Source organism: Erysipelothrix rhusiopathiae, assembly GCF_900637845.1.
Taxonomy (GTDB): Bacteria; Bacillota_I; Bacilli_A; order Erysipelotrichales; family Erysipelotrichaceae; genus Erysipelothrix; species Erysipelothrix rhusiopathiae.
This window is the reverse complement of sequence record NZ_LR134439.1, coordinates 966,964-987,159: the sequence shown is the minus strand read 5'-3', so window position 1 is coordinate 987,159 and position 20,196 is coordinate 966,964. Positions and strand designations below refer to the sequence as shown.

19 protein-coding genes are annotated in these 20,196 nt (G+C 36.4%); 3 read left to right on the top strand and 16 right to left on the bottom strand.

All coding sequences use genetic code 11. The annotated features are described in order from the left end of the window. Positions 1-57 precede the first annotated feature (57 nt). Entirely contained in the window at positions 58-168 is a 111-nt protein-coding gene (locus tag EL194_RS04795; protein ID WP_013852584.1) for an AgrD family cyclic lactone autoinducer peptide, read from the bottom strand. Positions 169-700: 532 nt separating this feature from the next. Between EL194_RS04795 and EL194_RS04790 the strand changes: the two genes are divergently transcribed. Beyond that, the gene (locus tag EL194_RS04790; RefSeq protein WP_003775680.1) at positions 701-1,201 is read left to right on the top strand and encodes an FUSC family protein; all 501 of its coding nucleotides are present in this window, start codon (positions 701-703) and stop codon (positions 1,199-1,201) included. 39 nt (positions 1,202-1,240) lie between these two features. On the opposite strand, the gene EL194_RS04785 is transcribed toward EL194_RS04790, so the two are convergent. The 6 genes from EL194_RS04785 to EL194_RS04760 form a co-directional block, all read right to left on the bottom strand. Beyond that, positions 1,241-1,774 carry a TetR/AcrR family transcriptional regulator gene (locus EL194_RS04785; protein ID WP_034886857.1) on the bottom strand — a complete coding sequence of 178 codons (534 nt, stop codon included), beginning with the start codon at positions 1,772-1,774 and terminating at the stop codon, positions 1,241-1,243. Between the two features lie 141 nt (positions 1,775-1,915). Further along, positions 1,916-2,443 carry a dihydrofolate reductase family protein gene (locus tag EL194_RS04780; RefSeq protein ID WP_016357585.1) on the bottom strand — a complete coding sequence of 176 codons (528 nt, stop codon included), beginning with the start codon at positions 2,441-2,443 and terminating at the stop codon, positions 1,916-1,918. A gap of 25 nt (positions 2,444-2,468) precedes the next feature. Then, positions 2,469-3,062 (bottom strand): PepSY domain-containing protein, encoded by a 594-nt coding sequence (locus EL194_RS04775; protein ID WP_013852579.1) that lies wholly within the window; start codon positions 3,060-3,062, stop codon positions 2,469-2,471. A 103-nt stretch (positions 3,063-3,165) separates the two neighbouring features. After that, entirely contained in the window at positions 3,166-4,014 is an 849-nt protein-coding gene (locus EL194_RS04770; protein ID WP_003775688.1) for an undecaprenyl-diphosphate phosphatase, read from the bottom strand. 112 nt (positions 4,015-4,126) lie between these two features. Beyond that, positions 4,127-8,725, bottom strand: coding sequence for a S8 family serine peptidase (locus EL194_RS04765; RefSeq protein WP_003775690.1), 4,599 nt, complete (start codon positions 8,723-8,725; stop codon positions 4,127-4,129). A gap of 236 nt (positions 8,726-8,961) precedes the next feature. Beyond that, positions 8,962-9,162, bottom strand: coding sequence for a cold-shock protein (locus EL194_RS04760; protein ID WP_003775691.1), 201 nt, complete (start codon positions 9,160-9,162; stop codon positions 8,962-8,964). Between the two features lie 238 nt (positions 9,163-9,400). Between EL194_RS04760 and EL194_RS04755 the strand changes: the two genes are divergently transcribed. Continuing rightward, positions 9,401-10,471, top strand: coding sequence for an endonuclease/exonuclease/phosphatase family protein (locus EL194_RS04755; protein ID WP_051009469.1), 1,071 nt, complete (start codon positions 9,401-9,403; stop codon positions 10,469-10,471). A gap of 67 nt (positions 10,472-10,538) precedes the next feature. Here the strand turns inward: EL194_RS04755 and EL194_RS04750 are convergent, their stop codons facing one another. From EL194_RS04750 to EL194_RS04710, 9 genes are all read right to left on the bottom strand, one after another. Beyond that, positions 10,539-10,976, bottom strand: coding sequence for a hypothetical protein (locus tag EL194_RS04750; RefSeq protein WP_034886858.1), 438 nt, complete (start codon positions 10,974-10,976; stop codon positions 10,539-10,541). Between the two features lie 120 nt (positions 10,977-11,096). Then, positions 11,097-14,252 carry a MucBP domain-containing protein gene (locus tag EL194_RS04745; protein ID WP_051009470.1) on the bottom strand — a complete coding sequence of 1,052 codons (3,156 nt, stop codon included), beginning with the start codon at positions 14,250-14,252 and terminating at the stop codon, positions 11,097-11,099. Positions 14,253-14,488: 236 nt separating this feature from the next. Further along, entirely contained in the window at positions 14,489-14,605 is a 117-nt protein-coding gene (locus EL194_RS08740; RefSeq protein ID WP_414457992.1) for an IS3 family transposase, read from the bottom strand. 39 nt (positions 14,606-14,644) lie between these two features. Next, positions 14,645-15,022 carry a DDE-type integrase/transposase/recombinase gene (locus tag EL194_RS04735; RefSeq protein WP_003775699.1) on the bottom strand — a complete coding sequence of 126 codons (378 nt, stop codon included), beginning with the start codon at positions 15,020-15,022 and terminating at the stop codon, positions 14,645-14,647. A 112-nt stretch (positions 15,023-15,134) separates the two neighbouring features. Then, positions 15,135-15,392, bottom strand: coding sequence for a helix-turn-helix domain-containing protein (locus EL194_RS04730; protein WP_003775700.1), 258 nt, complete (start codon positions 15,390-15,392; stop codon positions 15,135-15,137). Positions 15,393-15,502: 110 nt separating this feature from the next. Next, positions 15,503-15,976 (bottom strand): PTS sugar transporter subunit IIA, encoded by a 474-nt coding sequence (locus tag EL194_RS04725; RefSeq protein ID WP_003775701.1) that lies wholly within the window; start codon positions 15,974-15,976, stop codon positions 15,503-15,505. A 73-nt stretch (positions 15,977-16,049) separates the two neighbouring features. Beyond that, positions 16,050-17,549, bottom strand: coding sequence for a PTS transporter subunit EIIC (locus EL194_RS04720; RefSeq protein ID WP_003775702.1), 1,500 nt, complete (start codon positions 17,547-17,549; stop codon positions 16,050-16,052). Continuing rightward, positions 17,549-18,220, bottom strand: a complete 672-nt coding sequence (locus EL194_RS04715) for an N-acetylmannosamine-6-phosphate 2-epimerase (RefSeq protein WP_003775703.1) — start codon at positions 18,218-18,220, stop codon at positions 17,549-17,551. The genes EL194_RS04720 and EL194_RS04715 overlap by 1 nt, the downstream gene beginning before the upstream one ends. Before the next feature lie 18 nt (positions 18,221-18,238). Further along, positions 18,239-19,069, bottom strand: coding sequence for a PRD domain-containing protein (locus tag EL194_RS04710; protein WP_013852573.1), 831 nt, complete (start codon positions 19,067-19,069; stop codon positions 18,239-18,241). A gap of 365 nt (positions 19,070-19,434) precedes the next feature. Between EL194_RS04710 and map the strand changes: the two genes are divergently transcribed. Next, positions 19,435-20,187 carry a type I methionyl aminopeptidase gene (gene map / locus EL194_RS04705; protein ID WP_003775705.1) on the top strand — a complete coding sequence of 251 codons (753 nt, stop codon included), beginning with the start codon at positions 19,435-19,437 and terminating at the stop codon, positions 20,185-20,187. The last annotated feature ends 9 nt before the right edge of the window (positions 20,188-20,196 follow it).

Sequence of the window (20,196 nt, the reverse complement as noted above, 5' to 3'; positions counted from 1 at the left end):
AACCTAAAATTGAAGCCATAAAAAAAACCTTGGTCCGTTACTAACCAAGGTTCTTTATTATTTTTTCTTTGGCAATTCTGGCTTATAGAAAGACCATAGTGATAATGTCGTTGCTTGATCTGAAATTTTCAACAGACCGTTTACAACGTGATTAACTATTTTTTTCATTGGCCTCCTCCTTCCGCCCCAAATATCTGTATTGCTTCACATCCCCTTGATCAAAACAAAATTTGGTACGATGTGCTTTGTCTGCATGTATGATAGAATGCAAACAGATCGTTATGCGTAATAACTGAAGTAACAATGCTTGAGTATATGGTCAAGTATAACCAAGCGTACAAATCGATTATGTGCGATATAATGATTTATAGGAAGTTCATATATTATTTAGAATATCCCACCATACCTAAATAAGAGCTCCGAAGTGTGTTCATCTTCGTTTAAACATTCCTAACTGTTACTTAACTTCATCGAAAAGCAGTCGTCTCACCAAAGACGGTTGCACACGACTCATCACACACTGATGAATCATTATTATGGTGTGTGCTGCATACATACAAAGAAGGTTATGATTTTTTTTTGTATTGTTATGCAAACCTATAATAACGGAAGAATGACATAATTTGATATTTTATGTATAATTTGTATGAAATTAAGGATATTTTGCATTTTTACACATAAAAGAAACATGAGGTGCCACATGGACACGAAATATTTACCGGGTTTACGAATTTTAAAAACAACCCTCGCGGTTGCAATCTGTCTCATCACTGCTTGGACGTTAAACTATCCTGCTCCCTTTTATGCAGCGATTACCGCCGTTTTAATGATGAAGTCATCACCGGAACATGCAGTGCGTGCTTCGCTTGATCGTATCTTAGGAACTTTATTTGGAGGAATCATCGGAATCTTATTTCTACTCATTACAATCTATTTTAATATTCCCAGTGAGTCTTTAGCTTATACGCTACTCATTGTGGCTGTGCTTTTAGTAGATCTAACACTTTGTAAAATATTAAATCTTCGTGAGTACGCTACATCCATGTCAGCGATTTTAGTCCTTGCGGTCTTACTGAATCATAATGGAACTCAAGGCGATGCAATACAGTATATGATCCGACGCATCCTTGAAACGCTTTTTGGAATCTTTATTTCTGTTATTATCAATAAGTATATCAACCATAAGGAAGATTTATCCTAAACGATAAAAAGTCTCAACGACCAACCGCTGAGACTTTTTTTAGTATGCTACAACTCCATGAAGCAACATTTGCATGGTGTTTTCAACCGCTTCTGCTTGTGTTACATTACCCACATACACTTGAACCCAAGCAATCGAAACGTAATTATTGATCGTATTAATAATCCAACCCTCATTAACATTTTGATTCAACATCTTCTTTTTATACATCTTGATCACAACTGTATAGAGTGGTTTTAAGATTGCATGACATTCTTGACGTAACTCATCTGAATTTAAGCCATCTGGATAATAATACAAAAAATACACCCGATCACCCAGTTCAATTAACACATCCACAATATCTTTTAAAGATTCAAATAAATCCAGTTTACGTTCAAGACCTTTAAGCGCTGTATCAATTTCCTCAATACATGCACGAGCCATGACATCATAAAGCTCGTCACGTCCAGTAAATGTACGGTGAAACGTAGCACGACTGATACCGGCATTTTTTGCGATATCGTTCACTGTAGCAGTGGGATTCATAATTATAAAGGGAACAGTTCTTCTAATAATTTCTTGTTGTTTCATCATAACCTCTTTGCGACATAAGTGTGTCATTCCACTTATAATACAACTGCCACATGGACAAGTCAAGGACATTCGCAGTCATTTTTCACACTTATTTCATAATAAAATTGATTGCGTATTAAAACAACAAAAAAAGCGCAATTAAGCGCGCTTTTGATACTTCATATAAACCAACTGACCCTTCGTATAACTTTCAATCAGATTAAGTTGGTGACTGTTTATCGATTCATCAAATAATGGGATACCCTTACCCAGTAAAATAGGTGCAGCAGCAATCCAATATTCATCAATAATGGATGCCTCCACAAGTGCTGAAACTAGCATTCCACCTCCAACAATCCAGATATCTTTTCCTTCTTGTTGCTTGATTTCATTAAGTACTCCAATAACATCTTCCGAGATGAGTGCCATGTTATTACGTGGTTTGATATCCTGTGATGAAACAACATAGGTAAATGAATCCTCATAGGGATACACATCTGGTGAAAGTTCTTCGGTAACTTGTTTGTAGGTTTTTCGACCCATTACAACCGTATCAACTGTTTTATAAAACATTTCATAGGTATCATCATCCACAGAGTTATACGATTCCAACCAATTAATTGAACCTTTCTCATCTGCGATATAGCCATCCAAACTTATGGCAATGAATAGTTTAATTTTTCTCATCATACTGCTTTCTAACTTTCACGAACTAATCTTTGCGCAAAACCTTCCCGGTAATCGCATCAACCTTGATGTCGATCGATTTTTGATGTGCACCCACAATCTCAATTTCATAAACTAAGGTATCTTTATCTTTTTTGAGTTCAACTTCAACAAAATGTCCTGGTTTAAAAGTTAGGGCTTGATGCATTGCTTCGGACACAGGAATTATAGTTTCAAGCTCATCACGGGTAAATCCATCGCGTTCAACTTCAACCTGTTCTTTGTGGTCTAAATATTCATTTGTCTCTGAAAGAATGTCGTGATTATTATTAAATACAATTTCAACTTCACTGTCTTCAATTGCCGCCTTAACTTCATAGACCCCTTCTTCATGGAGGGGGCGATAGGCAATCTCTGTAATAATTGAAGCTTCATCATGCAACGAAAAATAAAATTCAACAGCATCTTCAAATGAGACATCCGGAAGATGATTAGGATTTTCTGTATTTGGCTTAACGGGTGGAAGTTTATGAACCTCTTTATCGATGGGATGAGGTTTCACTGAGGTCGCAGTTTTACCACGATCTGCACACCCAGTAACGATTCCTAGCATCAAACAAATACAAATGATTTTTTTCATGTCGACAGTCCTTCCTCATTTTCTTATGTTTATATTTTAACACACACACCCCTTTACAACTGTGTGTTGTATTGTGATTTAAAAAAAGAAGCCGAAGCTTCTTTTAAAATAACAGTGGTTTTACCACATAGAAGAATAATAGTACAATGATTCCTAAAACAATTCGGTAAACACCAAATGCTTTAAAGTCATTCTTCTTAAGGTAATTGAGTAAGAATCGGATTGCGAATACTGAGACGATAAATGAAACAACCATCCCTACTACTAGCAAACCAAATTCCGAAAACATGAATCCATTCCCCTTAACGAAGAACTTCGCTAATTTCAAAATACTTGCTCCAAACATTACCGGTACTGCGAGGAAGAATGTAAATTCAGTTGCGACAATACGTGATACACCAAATATTAATGCACCTACGATGGTTGCACCAGAACGTGATGTTCCGGGGAATACGGCAGCAATTAATTGGAATAAACCAATAATCAATGCAGTTTGATATGTAATTTCAGAAATTTTAGTAATTTTAGGTTTTGCATTTTTATTACGGTTTTCTACCACAATAAAGATAACACCAAATAAGATTAACATAATTGCGACAACGGTCGGATTATACAAATGCGCATCAATCCAATCATCAAATAGAATTCCAACAATACCTGCGGGAATACATGCAACAACAATTTTCAGCCACATATTGATGATGTCTTTTTCAACCGTAATCTTACCATTTTTGTTTTTCTTAAATGGAAATAGTTTATGCCAATAAATAACTACAACGGCAAGAATCGCACCTAATTGAATCACAACAAAGAACATTGATTTAAATTCAGGTCGTGCGTTCAGTTTAAGGAATTCATCAACAAGAATCATATGACCCGTACTACTAATCGGCAACCATTCTGTAATTCCTTCAACAATACCGAGGATTATAACTTTTAATAACTCAATCAAACTAGAGTCCTCCTATTTATATTATGCCTTAACAGACTATGATTAGAATAACATATTGAACACTCATTGTGATGAATTTGACGTAAATTTTAGTTAAATCATCGTGTTTGGATTATTTCATACGATTCTTTTTATCGTTGATTACTCGAATCACAAGCCCCAATCCAAGGAGTGTATACCCGCGATATTGTGGTGTTACACCCGTTTGAGGTAATGATTCACTCACGACTCCAAAATGAATCACCGGTTTATCTTGTTTTATACTTTCAACTTGAGAAACAGGATCTTTTGGCTTAACAATTGGTTTTTTGAGATTATCAATCGGTTTTAAACCGCTATCTACTGGTTTCGTTGGTTTCGTTGGATCTGTTGGCTTCACGGGATCAACTGGATCTGCGGGTTTTACCGGATCAACAGGGTCTGTGGGTTTAACTGGATCAACAGGGTCTGTGGGTTTAACTGGATCAACTGGATCTGTTGGTTTAACTGGATCAACTGGATCTGTTGGTTTAACTGGATCAACAGGGTCTGTGGGTTTAACTGGATCGACAGGATCTGTTGGCTTTACCGGATCGACAGGATCTGTGGGTTTAACTGGATCGACAGGGTCTTTTGGCTTTACCGGATCGACAGGATCTGTTGGCTTTACCGGATCGACAGGATCTGTGGGTACGATAGGATCAATTTCTACGGGTTTTGGTTTTGGTTTAACTGCGACGGCTACGGATTGTTCTTCACCGTCTTTGGTGCGATAACGCACATCTGTTTGACCTTCTTTTAGACCTTTAAACATCATCTCTTGATCATTATTTTGAGCGGTTCCTTCAAGAAACTCAGCATCCCAAATCCATTTTCCTTGCGCAGGTTTTGGACTCAACTTAAACGTATTTCCAACTTCGACGCTCATCGCACTTGGTAAATTTTTAATTACTTGAACCAGTTGGTTCATTGATTTCTCAAGTTTTTCAACCATCGTATCGATGTTGCTTTGATCAATTCCTTTTTGCTTACGAAGGGTTTTTGCTTCCTGAAGTGTTGTGGTAAGGGTTGTGAAAGATGTCTTGGTGTAATCATCTGCATTAAGATTTGATGCCTGACTGATTAGAATATCAAGTTTTTTCGTATCCAATCCCCCGACTTTTACCTTCGCAACAGCACGTGTACCATTTTTCAATTCCGCAATGACTGCAGCCTCACCCGCATGCTCACCAGTAAATTTGAGTCCTGCAATACTTACATGTTCCTCATTACTTGTGAGCAAGCGTGTTACAACTTGAGGATTACTTGGGTCATCGTTTTCAATGGTGAATTTTGGTGCAACAACTTCACCTGAATTGATTTCATAAACTTTTTTATCAAAACTTAAGCTTGGTGTATATTTCGGTTGATCCACAACTTCAACTTCATACTCTAATTTTTCATAAGCGTTTTGAACCGTAATTTTCGCTTTCCCTTTTTGATGCGCTTCAATTTCTCCGGTATCACGAGCCGATACGATGTGTGGTGCATCAGAATCAAAGGTACGTTTTCCTTCTAAATTGTAAGAAATAAGTTTACGTTTTTCTCCAACCTTCATTTGAAGTTTTAACGATTCTTCTTCAAACACTTCAATGAGCGCAACAAGATCAATTCCATTTTTATCTTTAATTTTAATAAAGGTTGCTCCAGGTTTTAATCCCGTTACCAGTCCTTTATCGTTCACATCCGCAATCTCCGGATCTTCTGACTCAAATGTAGGTGTTTGCCATTTAAAATTACCGGGTTCAAGCTCTATTTGTGCTCCTACTTTAATTTTAAATTCATCAACTTTAAGATGTGGTTTCGGTGTCCCTGGAACTACAGTTTTATAATTCGTTTCAAGCATTCCTGCATCAACTGCGGAAATAACCACTTCTTGTCCTTTTAAATTTGTCACATCCACATCAAAAGCATGACGCGAGACAAGATCGTATGGTGTATATTGTTTCTTTAAAGGACGGTTTACTTGTACTTTACCATTATAAACGGGGTAAAGTGCAGTTTGTGTTAAGAATGTATTGTCATTACTTTCCACATGCATCATAACCGTACCATTTTTTTCCGTAAACTTAATTTTATCTTGAGGTATGACCGGTTTCGTATGATCAACGTGAATCGTATGAACAATCTCTTGATCAATACCTTTTCGATAACCTAAATCTGCACTGATTTTCAAATCATATCGACCTTCAGGTAGTGGGTTTTTCTGTTGATCAAGACCCGTAAATGTTGAGAAGGGCCAAAAGAGTATATTCGGAACCTGTTTTCCATAGGAATTGTTGTAGAACGTTTTGCGAATATTTGGGCGTTCTTCTTTTATAATGACTTGTTTTGTTTTTTTGTTCGTAATTTCCATCGTCATGGATTCTACGTTACGTAATTGTCCTAAATTAATACCACTTAGTTTATCGTATAATCCATCACCATTGGGTGATATTACAAAACGACTCGGGTTTGTATAGATCATGCGTCGATCAAAAATATTACCACCCATTGGCATTTTGTCAGATAAGTAACGGTGTGCATAATTACTTGCACGTACCCCCATCTCATATTCCGCAGCATGATCAAAGATTGGTGCTTTTTCCCAATCACCGTAGAAAGCAAGGAACGGAATGCTTATTTGAGGATGACTTGCATGCGTAAGTTGTACAAACCCTTCCACATACGTTCCGTTTTCAAATTCTTGGTTTAAACGGTTTTTCTCAGCTTGTGTAAGTTGTACTGTAATCGAAACATCTTTTGTCTCTTTTGCTTTTACAGTTACTGATGTCACACCTGAACGAGTTACATCTACACTGCGATTATCATCTGTCATAAATGCACGTTCGCGATGATCGTCCATAATGCTACGTTTGATAACGGGTACACTTACTTTTTCTTTAATCTGATACGTTTCAGTTTGAGTTCCCATATTCGTAACTTTAAATTTAAGTGTATAATTTCCCGTCTTGTTTTGATCATCGCCTAATTCGATCTTAGGACGATTGGATCCATCATGATTTTGTTTCGGATCAACACTCAAGTAAACAGGTGTTTTGATGGCTGCATTAATATCCATCATCCCTGAACCTTGTTTTCGAACGGGTTGTGGTGCACCATCTTTTTGTACAATTGGATGAGCCGTACTCATCAATAAATTGTTGGTAAGTTCCATTTTTTGAATATTGGTTAAATTTCCAAATTTATCGTTTAAGTATTGTTTCATTAATGCGGAAGCACCTGCAACATGAGGTGTTGCCATGGATGTTCCTGACATTTCATCGTAGTTTTGACCGTTTAAACGTGGCATCGCAGATCGTATCCAAGCACCCGGTGCAGATATCTCAGGCTTAATACTGATATTAGGGGTTGTACCAATACTTGAGAAGCCTGATAAGGTTACTTGAGTCGGATCGATTGTCTTGCTACCTGGACGATATTTTGTATTGTTCACACTGGCAACAGATATGGGTGAAGCATAGGTTGAAGGACTACCGACAATGCCATGATCTGGATCAGATGCAAGTGTTAGATCATTACCATATAAGTTTTTCTCAGATGATGACATCGCGTTTCCTGCCGCAACATCAAGTACAATTCCATTATCACGAATACGGTTGTACATATCATTGGTAGGTTTGTAGGAATCATGCATAAACCCAGCATCACTCCCCAAACTCATATTAATAACATCAACACCTAAATAAACACAATCTTCTAATGCGGATACTAAGCTAATATCACTCGCCCCACCACCTTTATCACTAAACACTTTAAAGATCATGAGTTGTGCTTCCGGTGCTACGCCTCTAAAATCCGCTTGATCTTTTCCGGCTACAGTCCCTGCAACGTGGGTTCCATGCGCTAAACGTCCATAATTATGCGCACTTGGATCAACAATTGCATCTTTATCCGCATAATCATAAACAAACGGTACTTTGTCATTAATATAAACATGATCTACCGTAAGACCCGGTGTATTCGCTGTAGCTTTCAGTTTTTTATTATTTAGAACTGTTTGAATTTTTTGTTTATTAATTCTGAATTGTGATGGTGCTACCGCAAATGCAGGATGTCCAGTATCAAGACCGGTATCCAAGACTGCCACCACAATATTTTCACCCTTGTAGTGTGATTGCGTCCAAACTGTGTCTGAACCAATCGTACGGTTACTATCGACCATTTGAGGTTCAGGAATATCATACGTTTGACTTACAAAAGCACTCTTAACACCTTCGATATCTTTGATTAAATTCAAATCATCCAATGATGCTTTAAGAGAGAAACCATTCATAACCCGGGTAAAATTACTATCAACTTCCACATCTTTTTGAATGACTTCAGAAATTTTATCCACTACAGCTTCATGAGATTTAATTAAATTGGCTTCGAGATCTTGCGCTTGTTTCGTTTCTGAAAAGTCGCCTAAACTCCCTACCTGCTTAATCTCGTTTTCGTAATCTAAAATCGGACGTGCTTCAAGTTCCACAATAATATCGACGGGAACACTTGGGTCTACAGAAAGCTCTGGATCTTCCTCTGGAGTATTTGTTTCTTCTTCATCCAAGATGGATTGAACGATCGACACATCATCCATAGCTGTGAGTTCCGCTAGGGTTCCCTCATCATTCGCACGAATATTTGTTCCTGTTGTTATCACTAAAAGAAGTGATAACACAAGTGGCATCATTGCTTTAAATCTTTTTCTCATAAAAATCACCGCTATCCTTATATATAGTATTTATTAATTACTTTTTTTTATAATACATGAATTATTTTTTTTATGGTTAAGATTTAAGAAAGTAACCAAATCAATCAAAAATCGCGTGATTTTATGTCAAATACAGAGGAATTTGGATACTGAAAACATATATAAAAACAAAAAAGTGCCTTCGAAAAAGGCATAAAAAAACTCTCGTTACCGAGAGTTAAATGATAATGTTTTAATTAAGCAACTTTAACGTTGATAGCTTTATCACCACGTGTATCACTTTCAATATCGAAAGTAACAACATCACCGTCATTTAAAGTTTTAAAACCATCGCTGATGATTCCTGAGTAGTGTACGAAAATTTCTTTTCCACTGTCAGTGATGATGAATCCAAAACCTTTATCTGCATTAAAGAATTTTACTTTTCCTGATTCCATAAGTATGCCTCCAGTTCTAGTTAATTAAGAAGGTCATGCTTACTTTGTTCACACAATTGCAATGAGTATCTTTTAACTTCTACAGTATATCACATCATTTCGCTAAATACTACTAAACATTAAAACTAATTCAATTATCACTAAAATTCCACAAATAAGTCAGTTCGAATTTTTATACATTTATCTTGTAGCACGGGTTAAACTAACGTAAAATTAAATTATAGAAATGGGGTTCCTCATGAAAAAACATTTAAAAACGATTTGGAAAGCCTTACTCAGTTTGGTACTTGTCATTGTAATCATCCTTGGTGGTTTGATTAGCTACGCCTTCTTAACAGATTATAAGCCAGAACCGCTCACGGATTTGGCTATTGACAAGGCGCATGTCCAAGCCACACTCTACACCAATAAACCATATACTTTATTAACTTATAATATTGGCTATGCTGCACTTGGCCAAGACCAAGACTTTTTTATGGATGGTGGTAATAAAGCCGGCGCTGATACACTCGAGGAAGTGCTTCTAAATATGGATGGCATTCTCTCTATATTCCAAGACACCAATCCTGATTTCGCGCTCTTTCAGGAAGTGGATCTTTCCGGCAAGCGCAGTTTTAATGTGAATCAATATGATCTCCTTCGTAATGAAGGCTATCACGGAATTTTCGCCCCTAATTACAAAGTGAAATATGTTCCTGTACCGTTCACGCATCCAATGGGAGGGGCAGAAAGTGGGATTGCCACTCTATCAAAAGCAGAACCCTTAAGTTCCACACGCTATCAGTTCAATGGGAAAGAACCCTTGGTAAAACAACTCTTTGACCTTAAACGTGCATTCAGTGTGACCCGATACCCGATGGATAATGGAAAAGAATTTATCCTTATTAATGCTCATTTCTCCGCATTTGATAAAGGGGGCAAGGTTCGTGTCCAACAACTTGCGCAGATGAAAGAGGTACTCGAAAGCGAATATAACCAAGGTAATTATGTTGTCCTTGGTGGTGATTTCAATCATGAATTGCCAACGACCGATTCTCACAATTTCACTTGGACGGATTCTTATCCTGATTGGATTATGGAGCTGCCAGAAGACTTTGCTCCTTCCGGCTACCATTGGGGTGTAGACCCCGATAATCCTTCAGTACGTGCGGTTGATAAAGCATATCGTCCTCAAGAAACGTTTATGGCGGTCATCGATGGTTTTCTTGTTTCCGACAATATCGAAATTATTGATACAGTTGGACTGGGAACTGTTGATTTCAAATATTCCGACCACAATCCCGTCAGCATGACGATTATATTTAAATAGACACTCTCGTTTGAGTTGTAAATTAAAAGCAGACATTTTTTCATCTCTGCCTTTAATTTACAACTTTTTAAGTGTTGGTTTTTATCCGAGTTAGCATTTGTACTAGTATTTCATAATTTTCTCGTCCAAGCGGTCGGCAATCAATTTTAATCTTCCTACCGTCATTATGTTCAACTAATTCTAAAGCCATACTTAATCCTTCTTCATAAGCTTTAATTTGATAGTCCTTCAAATAATAAATATGCTCTAATTTCCCGAATTGATAGTATATAAGTTTTTTTTTATTAACTCTTATTTTAACTTCATCTTTTAAAATTAAAAAATAAATGCAGCCAACCATCACGATCCCAGCTACGGCAACGGAGGCACCTAAGACGTTAGCATAATCCAACCGTGTTTCGTTTTGCATAATTTTAAACATAAGCCCACCATTCATTAAAGGTAGCAAAATACTCAGTAAATAACTTATTACAATTCGTGAGTGTGGTCGTCTAAATGTCAACATCTGGCACCTCCTTTGGTGAAAAGTATACTTGAATTCTAAGAAATTTGTGTTAAGAAACGATGATAATTGAATACAAAAAAAAACGGAATATCTAATTCCGTTCTGACGTTTCTGTTTTATTTAATCTTCTTTACGACGCACTTGAATGAGTATCCCAATAATTACTAGACTTCCTGCTAAATAGTAATTTTGGCTTGCTCCTGTAGATGGCAAATATTTGGGTGTCCCTTTTTTAGAAGTTTCAATTTTGGGGTTCACAACTTTCTCAGTGTTAATCTTTTCACCTTTTCTAGGTTGTTTAATGATTCCATTCTTGTTAGGATTCGTTTCCGGTTTTTCGGAGGGATCCTTTATAGGTGCATCCTTCGATGCAACTACTTCATACACAAGATAGACGTCTATATTACCATTGATATAGTTGCCAACCATATCTCCTTCAATTCGATTAAATTCATAACCTTCAATTGTTTTTTGAATTATTTCAAGTTCTAGGGCAAAAGATTCTTTATGGACCCCTTCATTGATGAAAACAGGCGCAATGGCGTTCCCCGCTTCATCAATATAATGAACGGTAACGAATGATGTAATAATTGGATCTTTTTCATAAATATAAACAATTTTAATTGCTTCATTCCCGTATGTTCCAATTAAATCCCCTATAATGTTTTTAAAAGTGTAGCCAGGAATCTCTATTTTTCTTTCTTCAACGTTATACGCATCGCCCACTACACCTTCAACAATCTCGGTTTTATGAAGTAGCTTCCCTTCACTATCTTGATATTGAATTTCGACACTCCCCTGTGTAATTTCATCTTTGATGTAGATTAAGATAAGTGTATACGCTTGATGACTGAACGTACCTTTTAGTTCACCTTTATATTTTGAGTAGGTATATCCTGGTATCTTTAACAGTTTCTCCTCTAGATTAATTGCATATGACTCCCCAAAAATTCCTTTTAAACTTATCGCTTCAGCTATTTCATTTCCGAACGCATCGTGGTATAAAATTGTCAAATCTGCACCATGAACAACATTTTTTTTATAGATATACGTTACCGTTTGCACTTTATCAGTAAATATCCCTTTTTCAGTGCCTTTTACTGATTTAAAGGTATAGCCTGTAAAATCCGTCTGTAATAGTGTTGTATCATAGCTATCACCAACATTTCCTTCTAAGATTGAATCTTTGCTGATTGATATACCTGCTTCGTCTTCAAATCTGACTGTTACATTCTCTGCTTTGATTGCATCTTTTGAATAGACATACGTTATAGTTTGCGCTTGATCAGTAAATATCCCTTTTTCAGTGCCTTTTACTGATTTAAAGGTATAGCCTGTAAAATCCGTCTGTAATAGTGTTGTATCATAGCTATCACCAACATTTCCTTCTAAGATTGAATCTTTGCTGATTGTTATACCCGCTTCGTCTTCAAATCTGATTGTTACATTCTCTGCTTTGATTGCATCTTTTGAATAGACATACGTTATAGTTTGCGCTTTATCAGTAAATATCCCTTTTTCAGTGCCTTTTACTGATTTAAAGGTATAGCCATTAATGGTGGTTTTTAGCGGGCTGACATCATAGGACGTTCCTTGTACACCATCTTTTCTTTGAGATTCTAAGATTGTATCGCCATCCTGATTCTTATATTCAACGTACACATAACCATATTTGGGTATTATTTTCGTATAGGCAACATCAACGACGACATCGTTCTCGGCTATCCCCTTCACATTATCGGTTATCGTTTTTTCTAATAATTCATAGCCCACTAATTTGTCAGATTTTCGTGTTTTAATATAATCTGTGAAATCATATTTTTCACCCATTACCAGAGGATGGATTTCCTGTTCAATAATTTCTCTATAATACGGACCATCAACTTGTGACCACGTTCCTACCTTATAATTAATTCGCAATTGTGGTTGTTTTATTGCTTTTGCAGATATTTGGGTAAGTTTTTTGTCCTTATACCAAATTGAGAACATAACATCATTTGCGGTTGTATTATTGATACCGTAAGTAACTTTTATTTTTGTATTATCTTCTAAATTTTCTAATTTAAAAGATTCGGTATTGCTATAGGCCTCTACCTTTTTTCCGTCTACAGCGATGACGGGATTATTTGTAATGTAATGATTTTCATCGTTACGGGAGAACGGATCAAGATCCGTTCTTTGTTCACCTAAATAAAGTATGGTGTTCTCATTTTCAAGAATATATACCAAGGGTGAGTAATCATAGATACGATTATTCGCCAGCGTCACCATCGTGATATTTTTTTGTGTAAAATCAGCCAAAGGACTTAGGTCTTCGATTCCATTCCCTGTAAGTGTTATGTGCTTTACTTCGCCATTTAGTTTTTTGAGTTCACTCAAATCTTGAATCCCAGTATGATTCATATTTAAAGATTCGGTGATATTCATATTCTCAAAAACATCGAGATGAGTAAGTAACGGATTACTTGCTAAGTAAACGTCATCCAATTCTTTGAGTGTTCCAAGCGGTTTGAGATCATCGTTTTTCAGATTGTTCGCTCCACTTTTAAATGTTTTTAACGGTTTTCCTTCAACCCAAGTATAATCAGTTATCTTAGAATATCCTACTTCCACATAATTTAATTCGGTTAATGAATTCAATACCTCAATTGTATTATCACCTAAGTTATCAAGTTCATTTATTTCTAATTTTTTAAGTGGCATTCCCATTATGGATGAAATATCTGTAATTTTCTCATTTCCATTAATATTTAAATGACTAACCGATAAACCTTTAATTGCACTAATATCTTCAAGACTGTCCGTATATCCCGCTATGTCAATAACCTTGAGATTTTTAGCATATTGCAACCCTTCAAAGTTTTTCCATTGCTTAATATTATTAATTCTACCCCATACATTCTTGTCGAGTGCAACAACACGAAGCATATCTTTTTCTGTAATGGGCGTCCCAATTTGAATTCCTGTATAGATACGAATAATGTCTTCCATAACGGGATCTGTGAAAGTAACGACCGGGCTTTCCTTGTTCTCAGTGTCTAAGGGTTTCGATACCGTTGTCTCTACGGTATCCTTCTCAATTTGTTGAGGCTGGTCATCATTTATATTAACTTCATCAATATCAGTTTTTTCTTCGATTACCTCATTTTGACTAACAGTTTCATTAATCTCAACAGGATCATCGAAGGTGTCTGGCTTCGTATCTGCAGCGACAAGGGTTGTCACCTGCGCAAATATAAATAGAAGAACGATTACCCCTTTTAGTTTATTATCCATTTTTCCCTCCCACACAATGTTGATGTGTAATCACATCCTATCGTCCTTATTTGTATTATTGGTGAAATAAACATGTTTTGAGATTTAGCGCAATTTAGTGTTATACTATTTCAATAAATAATAAATTTGATTATTATTAACATTAAACACAGGACTAAGGTTGTTTATTAAATTAGTCATCGTAAGAAAATCTTATTTTTTATTAATAAAAAAAATCTCTTAGATACCAGTACCTGTCAAGTTGACACTAAATAAAAAGTAGATTTATATTTGATAGAACTAAGATATCCAAGATCTTTCTGGATACGTTCGGTATTATACCAATGAACGTATCCTTTTGTTTTTGTTTTTATTTTTGTTTCTTGTTTTGTTAATTTCCCATCGATTCTAATTCATTCTTCCTTTAATTGAGGAAACCAATTTTCTATTGGACTGTTTTGCCAGCAATGGCCACGTTTCGACATACTCATTTGATACCCATGTTTTTCCAATTTATCAATATAGTATCCTGAATAGTAAAGAGAGCCTTGATCCGAATTAATCATTGCAATGTCAGAGCAAGGCTTAGGAAGTCCCTTCATCGTTTCTTTTAATAATTCAATATTACTTTTTGTAGATATAGAATATGCTATAATTTCATTATTAAAGAGATTTTTAATAGCAGATAGATATAATAATCCGTCTGAACATTGAATGTAACCGACATCGGTTGAAAGCTTTTCTAGGGGTTTCGTTGATGTGAAGTCTTCATTCATTAGGTAAGGAGCCATTTTTAGATGGCTCTTTTCTTTTCTCAATTTTTCAAAAAACGGACGCCTTACTCTAACTTTAGTTTTGAAACAGGGTACTCTTTTTTTAGAATATAAATGATCTGATATTTTCCTATTCGTGTTGTATTTTTCGGATTTTCATGAGTAGAGTATAAGACTTTTTTATAATTTCTATGTCCTCTACTTCCCCAGGTTTCTTGCGGCATCTATCTAAATGTAGCGTTCTCTCCATAAGTTTTCTTTTCCAGTTTGCAATTGTTCCAGTACGAACATTATATTTTTCACTGACACTTCTATATGATTTACCATTCAAAATCTCTTGTACAATCATTAACTTATCTTCATATGATCTTATTGTTTGTTTGCCCATGAAAAAAAATACCTCCAAAGTTTAACTAAATATTAACACGATAGTGTTTTTTATTTAGTGTCAACTTTAAAGGTATTATAATCTATAAAATCTTTGATATTTATTGCTATTTACTTTTGTATTGTTAAGAGTTGATCTGTTGAGGGGTCAACCATCTCATCCTCTTTATGAAGTACAATACTTTGACCTGATGTAAAGATAAAAGGACTTATTAAAGATTTTCCTTGTGCCTTTATGAATTCGAGGTCAACGTGTGTTAAGACATCACCTTGTTTTACCTTGTCACCTTGTTTCACAACAGCATCAAAGCCTTCGCCCTTTAGTTCTACGGTATCAATGCCAATATGAATCAGAAGTTCTAAGCCTGCATCCGTTGTAATTCCAAATGCATGTCCTGTAGGGAAAATCATGGTAACTTCACCACTTACTGGTGCAGTAATTGTACCCTCTGTAAGTTCAAGAGCGTATCCATCCCCCATCATTTTTTGAGAAAACACTTGGTCCGGAACTGCAGTTAACGAGCGTGCAATCCCAGTTCCAAATGGTTTCATAACTTCTTCTTTTTTCTTAAATCGTTCAAACATGGTGAACCTCCATACATAATTTCTCAATGAACACTACGGTGACCATTGTATTTTATTCAGATATTTATGAGTATTATTCGTCGATACCTAAGATATCGACAATATTATTTTTATATAGAATTGCTTTTGCGCCGTAGATTGCTTGAATACCATCTCCGACCACAAGTACATCTGTAGCACCTAGTGCTTTCAAACCTTCTTTGTTTACACGTTCTTGAGATTTCACTGAAACACGAAGACGTGTAATGCATGCATCAACATCTTCAATGTTCTCTTGACCACCAAGATATTCAATAATTTTAACGGAATCATCTTTAAGGGAATCTTTAGTTGTAATTGCTGCTTCTGGAGCAACTTCATCTTCACCACGACCTGGTGTTGGGACGTTGAATTTCAAGATATAAGTCTTGAATACAAAGTAATAGATTACAAACCAAAGCGCCCCTACTGGTAAGACATAGAGCCAGTGTGTTTTAGCTTGTCCTTGTAAGATTCCAAAGAGTAAGAAATCAATAAATCCACCTGAGAATGTGTTACCAATTGAAATGCGAAGTACATCCGCAATTAAGAATGATACACCATCTAAGAATGCGTGAATTACATAAAGTACAGGGGATACAAATAAGAACATAAATTCAATAGGCTCTGTAATCCCTGTAATAAATGATGTAAGTGCAACACCTAAGAATAAACCACCATATTGTTTGGCTTTATCTTTCGGTACACAGTGATACATTGCAAGACATGCTCCTGGTAATCCAAACATCATTGTTGCGAAACGACCCGCAAAGAAACGTGTTCCATGTGTATAAAGACCTACATGGTTTGGATCTGCAAGTTGTGCAAAGAATATTTTTTGAGCACCTGCTACAGAAACACCATTCACAACTTCAACACCACCAAGCTCTGTAAACCAGAACATTGGGTAAATCATATGGTGAAGCCCTGCAGCACCACATAAACGCATTAAGAATCCATAGAGGAATGTTCCAATTGGACCTAAAGTAGCAATAAAGTCACCACAACTTACAAGAAGTTGTTGGAACGGAGGCCAAACAATGTAGAATGCTGCTCCTACGAAAATTGCAGCAAACGATGTAATAATTGGAACAAAACGTGATCCACCGAAGAATCCAAGTACTTGTGGTAATTGGATATTGTGGTAACGGTTATGGAAATATACCGCAACACTACCAATTACAATACCACCAATAACACCTGTATCAATAGCTGCCCCTTCAGGACTAAAGATACCAAGAAGTGCAGTCATGGTTCCATTCATAACAAGATAACCAACAACACCCGCTAAAACAGCTGTTGCTTTATCTTTTTTCGCAAGACCTGCACAAAGACCAATTGTTAAGAGTAATGCAAGATTTCCAAATACAGTACTTCCGGCTGCAGACATAACTTGGAATACAGCCTGTAAGATTGGTTGATTTAAAAATGGATAAGCTGCTACAGTATTTGGGTTTGATAGTGCTCCACCAATCCCTAAGAGCAATCCAGCAGCTGGAAGGATTGCAATTGGCAGCATAAATGACTTACCAATTTTTTGTAGTTGTTTAAACATTATTTCTCCTTAATCGCTTCTATAAAGCGTGTCGCAATTTCTTGAGGACGGGTAATGGCACCACCAACAACAGCACTATGAACCTTTAAATCCATAATACGTTTTAATTGCTCAGGATAGTGAATCTTACCTTCCGCAATTACAGGAACCTTTACCGATTGAACCATCTTCTCTACCAGTTCAAAATCCGGTCCATCAACATTTTTAGAATACGATGTGTAACCTGCAAGTGTACATGAAACACAATCGAAACCAATACGTTCTGCCTCGATTACTTCTTCAAGCGTTGAACAGTCTGCCATAGCAAGACGTCCCCCATCATGAATTTGTTTTACAAGGTCTTCCGTTTTCACACCCATTGGACGTACACGGTTTGTTGCATCAAGTGCAATCATTTCGCATTCTGTTTCAAGAAGTGCTTCGACTTCTTGATGTGTTGCAGTGATGAACACTTCACTGCCTTCATAGTTTTTCTTGATAATACCAATAACCGGTAAATCTACCGTCTTTTTAATTTCATTGATATCATTAACCCCTTGAGCTCGAATCCCTACAGCACCTGCCGCCTTTGCAGCAATTGCCATACGGCCCATAATCATCGAACTTTGTAACGGTTCCCCATCAAGTGCTTGACAGGAAACGATAAGTCCACCTTTCACAGCTTCTAACATAATCTAACCTCCTCAACACTAAGAGTGTTGTAAATTGTAAATGTGTAGTGCAATATAACCAATTTCTGATTCAGGAAGTTGAATATTAAACTCTTGATCAAGCATTAATGCAAGATCTTCAGAGATTTCATAGGCTTCACAATACCGTTCACGTAGAATATCAATCAATGGATTGGTGAGGGTTACATTATCTTCTGAACGTTTAAATGCAAATTTGAGGTGTGTAATTAAACGCGCTTTTCCCACACTGTTTTGAGTGAATTCTTCTGGAATACGCTTGTTGATAAAGTCGACGGATGCAGTAATCACCTGAGCATAAAAGGCACTGTTTGAAACCTTACCTTGATGCATGGCAGCATGTAAATGGAGAATTACCGAGCCAACCTCAGAGTGAGGGAGTTCCACATCCAATTCGTCATTAATCATTTCAACCATATGTTTTGAAATATCATAAAGCTCGGAATACATAAGATAGTATTCCTCGGTGAAGAAGTTGCTCATCTTAACGCGATTATGATAACGATAAATCGCAAAATTAATATGATCGAGTAATGAAATATGAATCGATTCATCAAATTTATAATTCAAAGTCTTTTCCGCATAAGCAATTGCCGCTTCCGTTACGAGCAGTACTTGATCATCTGTGTTCATAACAATCTTTTCATACTGACTCATTTTATCTAAATCTTGAATACGGTAAAAACTTGTGACAGACTCTTCATCGATGACCGCTTTGCTCTTAGCGTCAAAGCCGATGCCTTTTCCAATCAAGATATAGTCATACTTATCAAGTTGGGCAAAGACAATGTTATGGGTGAATGCTCGAACTACTTTGAACTGATTCTTCATACGTTCATCTCCTTCTTCCTGGATTACACTAGAGCTCATGCAACAAAAAAAACAACTATCCTCGCTGAAACAAGAGCTCACGAAAAAAATTTCGAGTCGCTAATGCCTATATGCGAAATATAGTTGCACGCATATGGATTATAGCCGAAATCCCTTACAAAATCAACGAGTTTGTAAAATAAATTTGAAATTTCACATTGTTGAAAATCATTACCGGAATATCTTGTATTTCTAACCCTATATTAAATTAATTATCAGTTTATATCAAATTTATCACAAACATATCACATCATGCAGATTGGTGATTCGGTTTAATTATTTCAAATTAAGCGTATAATAGACCTATAAGTAAAAAAGGAGTATCTATGATTACGATTAAATCAAAACGCGAAATTGACGGAATGTATCAATCCGGACAATTACTCGCTTCCATCCATGAGTCCCTACGAGACTTTATCAAAGCTGGAATATCAACACACGATATCGACCAGTTCGTACAAAAAATGATTGAAGACAATGGTGCTGTCGCAGCCCAAATTGGTTATGAAGGTTATAAGTACGCTACATGTTGTAGTGTAAATGATGAGATGTGTCATGGCTTTCCAACCCACACAAAACTTAAAGATGGCGATCTTGTTAAGGTAGACTTTTGTGTAGACCTTAATGGATTTCTTTCTGACTCATGTTGGGCATATTGCGTTGGAAACAATCCAAGTCCTGAAGTTAAACAATTAATGGAAGTTACCGAAAAAGCTCTTTACATCGGTATCGAACAAGCCCAAGTTGGCAATCGTGTTGGTGATATTGGTGCAGCGATGGATGAATACATTACCCAATTCGGTTATAAAATGTCCCTTGATTTCTCAGGACATGGTTTAGGTCCCACAATCCATGAAGAACCTATGGTTCCATTTGTGGGTGTTTACGGAACGGGTGCGAAATTAAAAGAAGGCATGGTTATTACGGTTGAACCAATCGTTAATGAAAGCACACCGTATGCGAAGTTAGATGATAACGGTTGGACTGCACGTACCAACAACGGTTGTCTCAGTTGTCAATATGAGCATACTTTCGCAATCACCAAAGACGGTCCTTTCCTAACTACAAAACAAAAATAAAACGTTCCG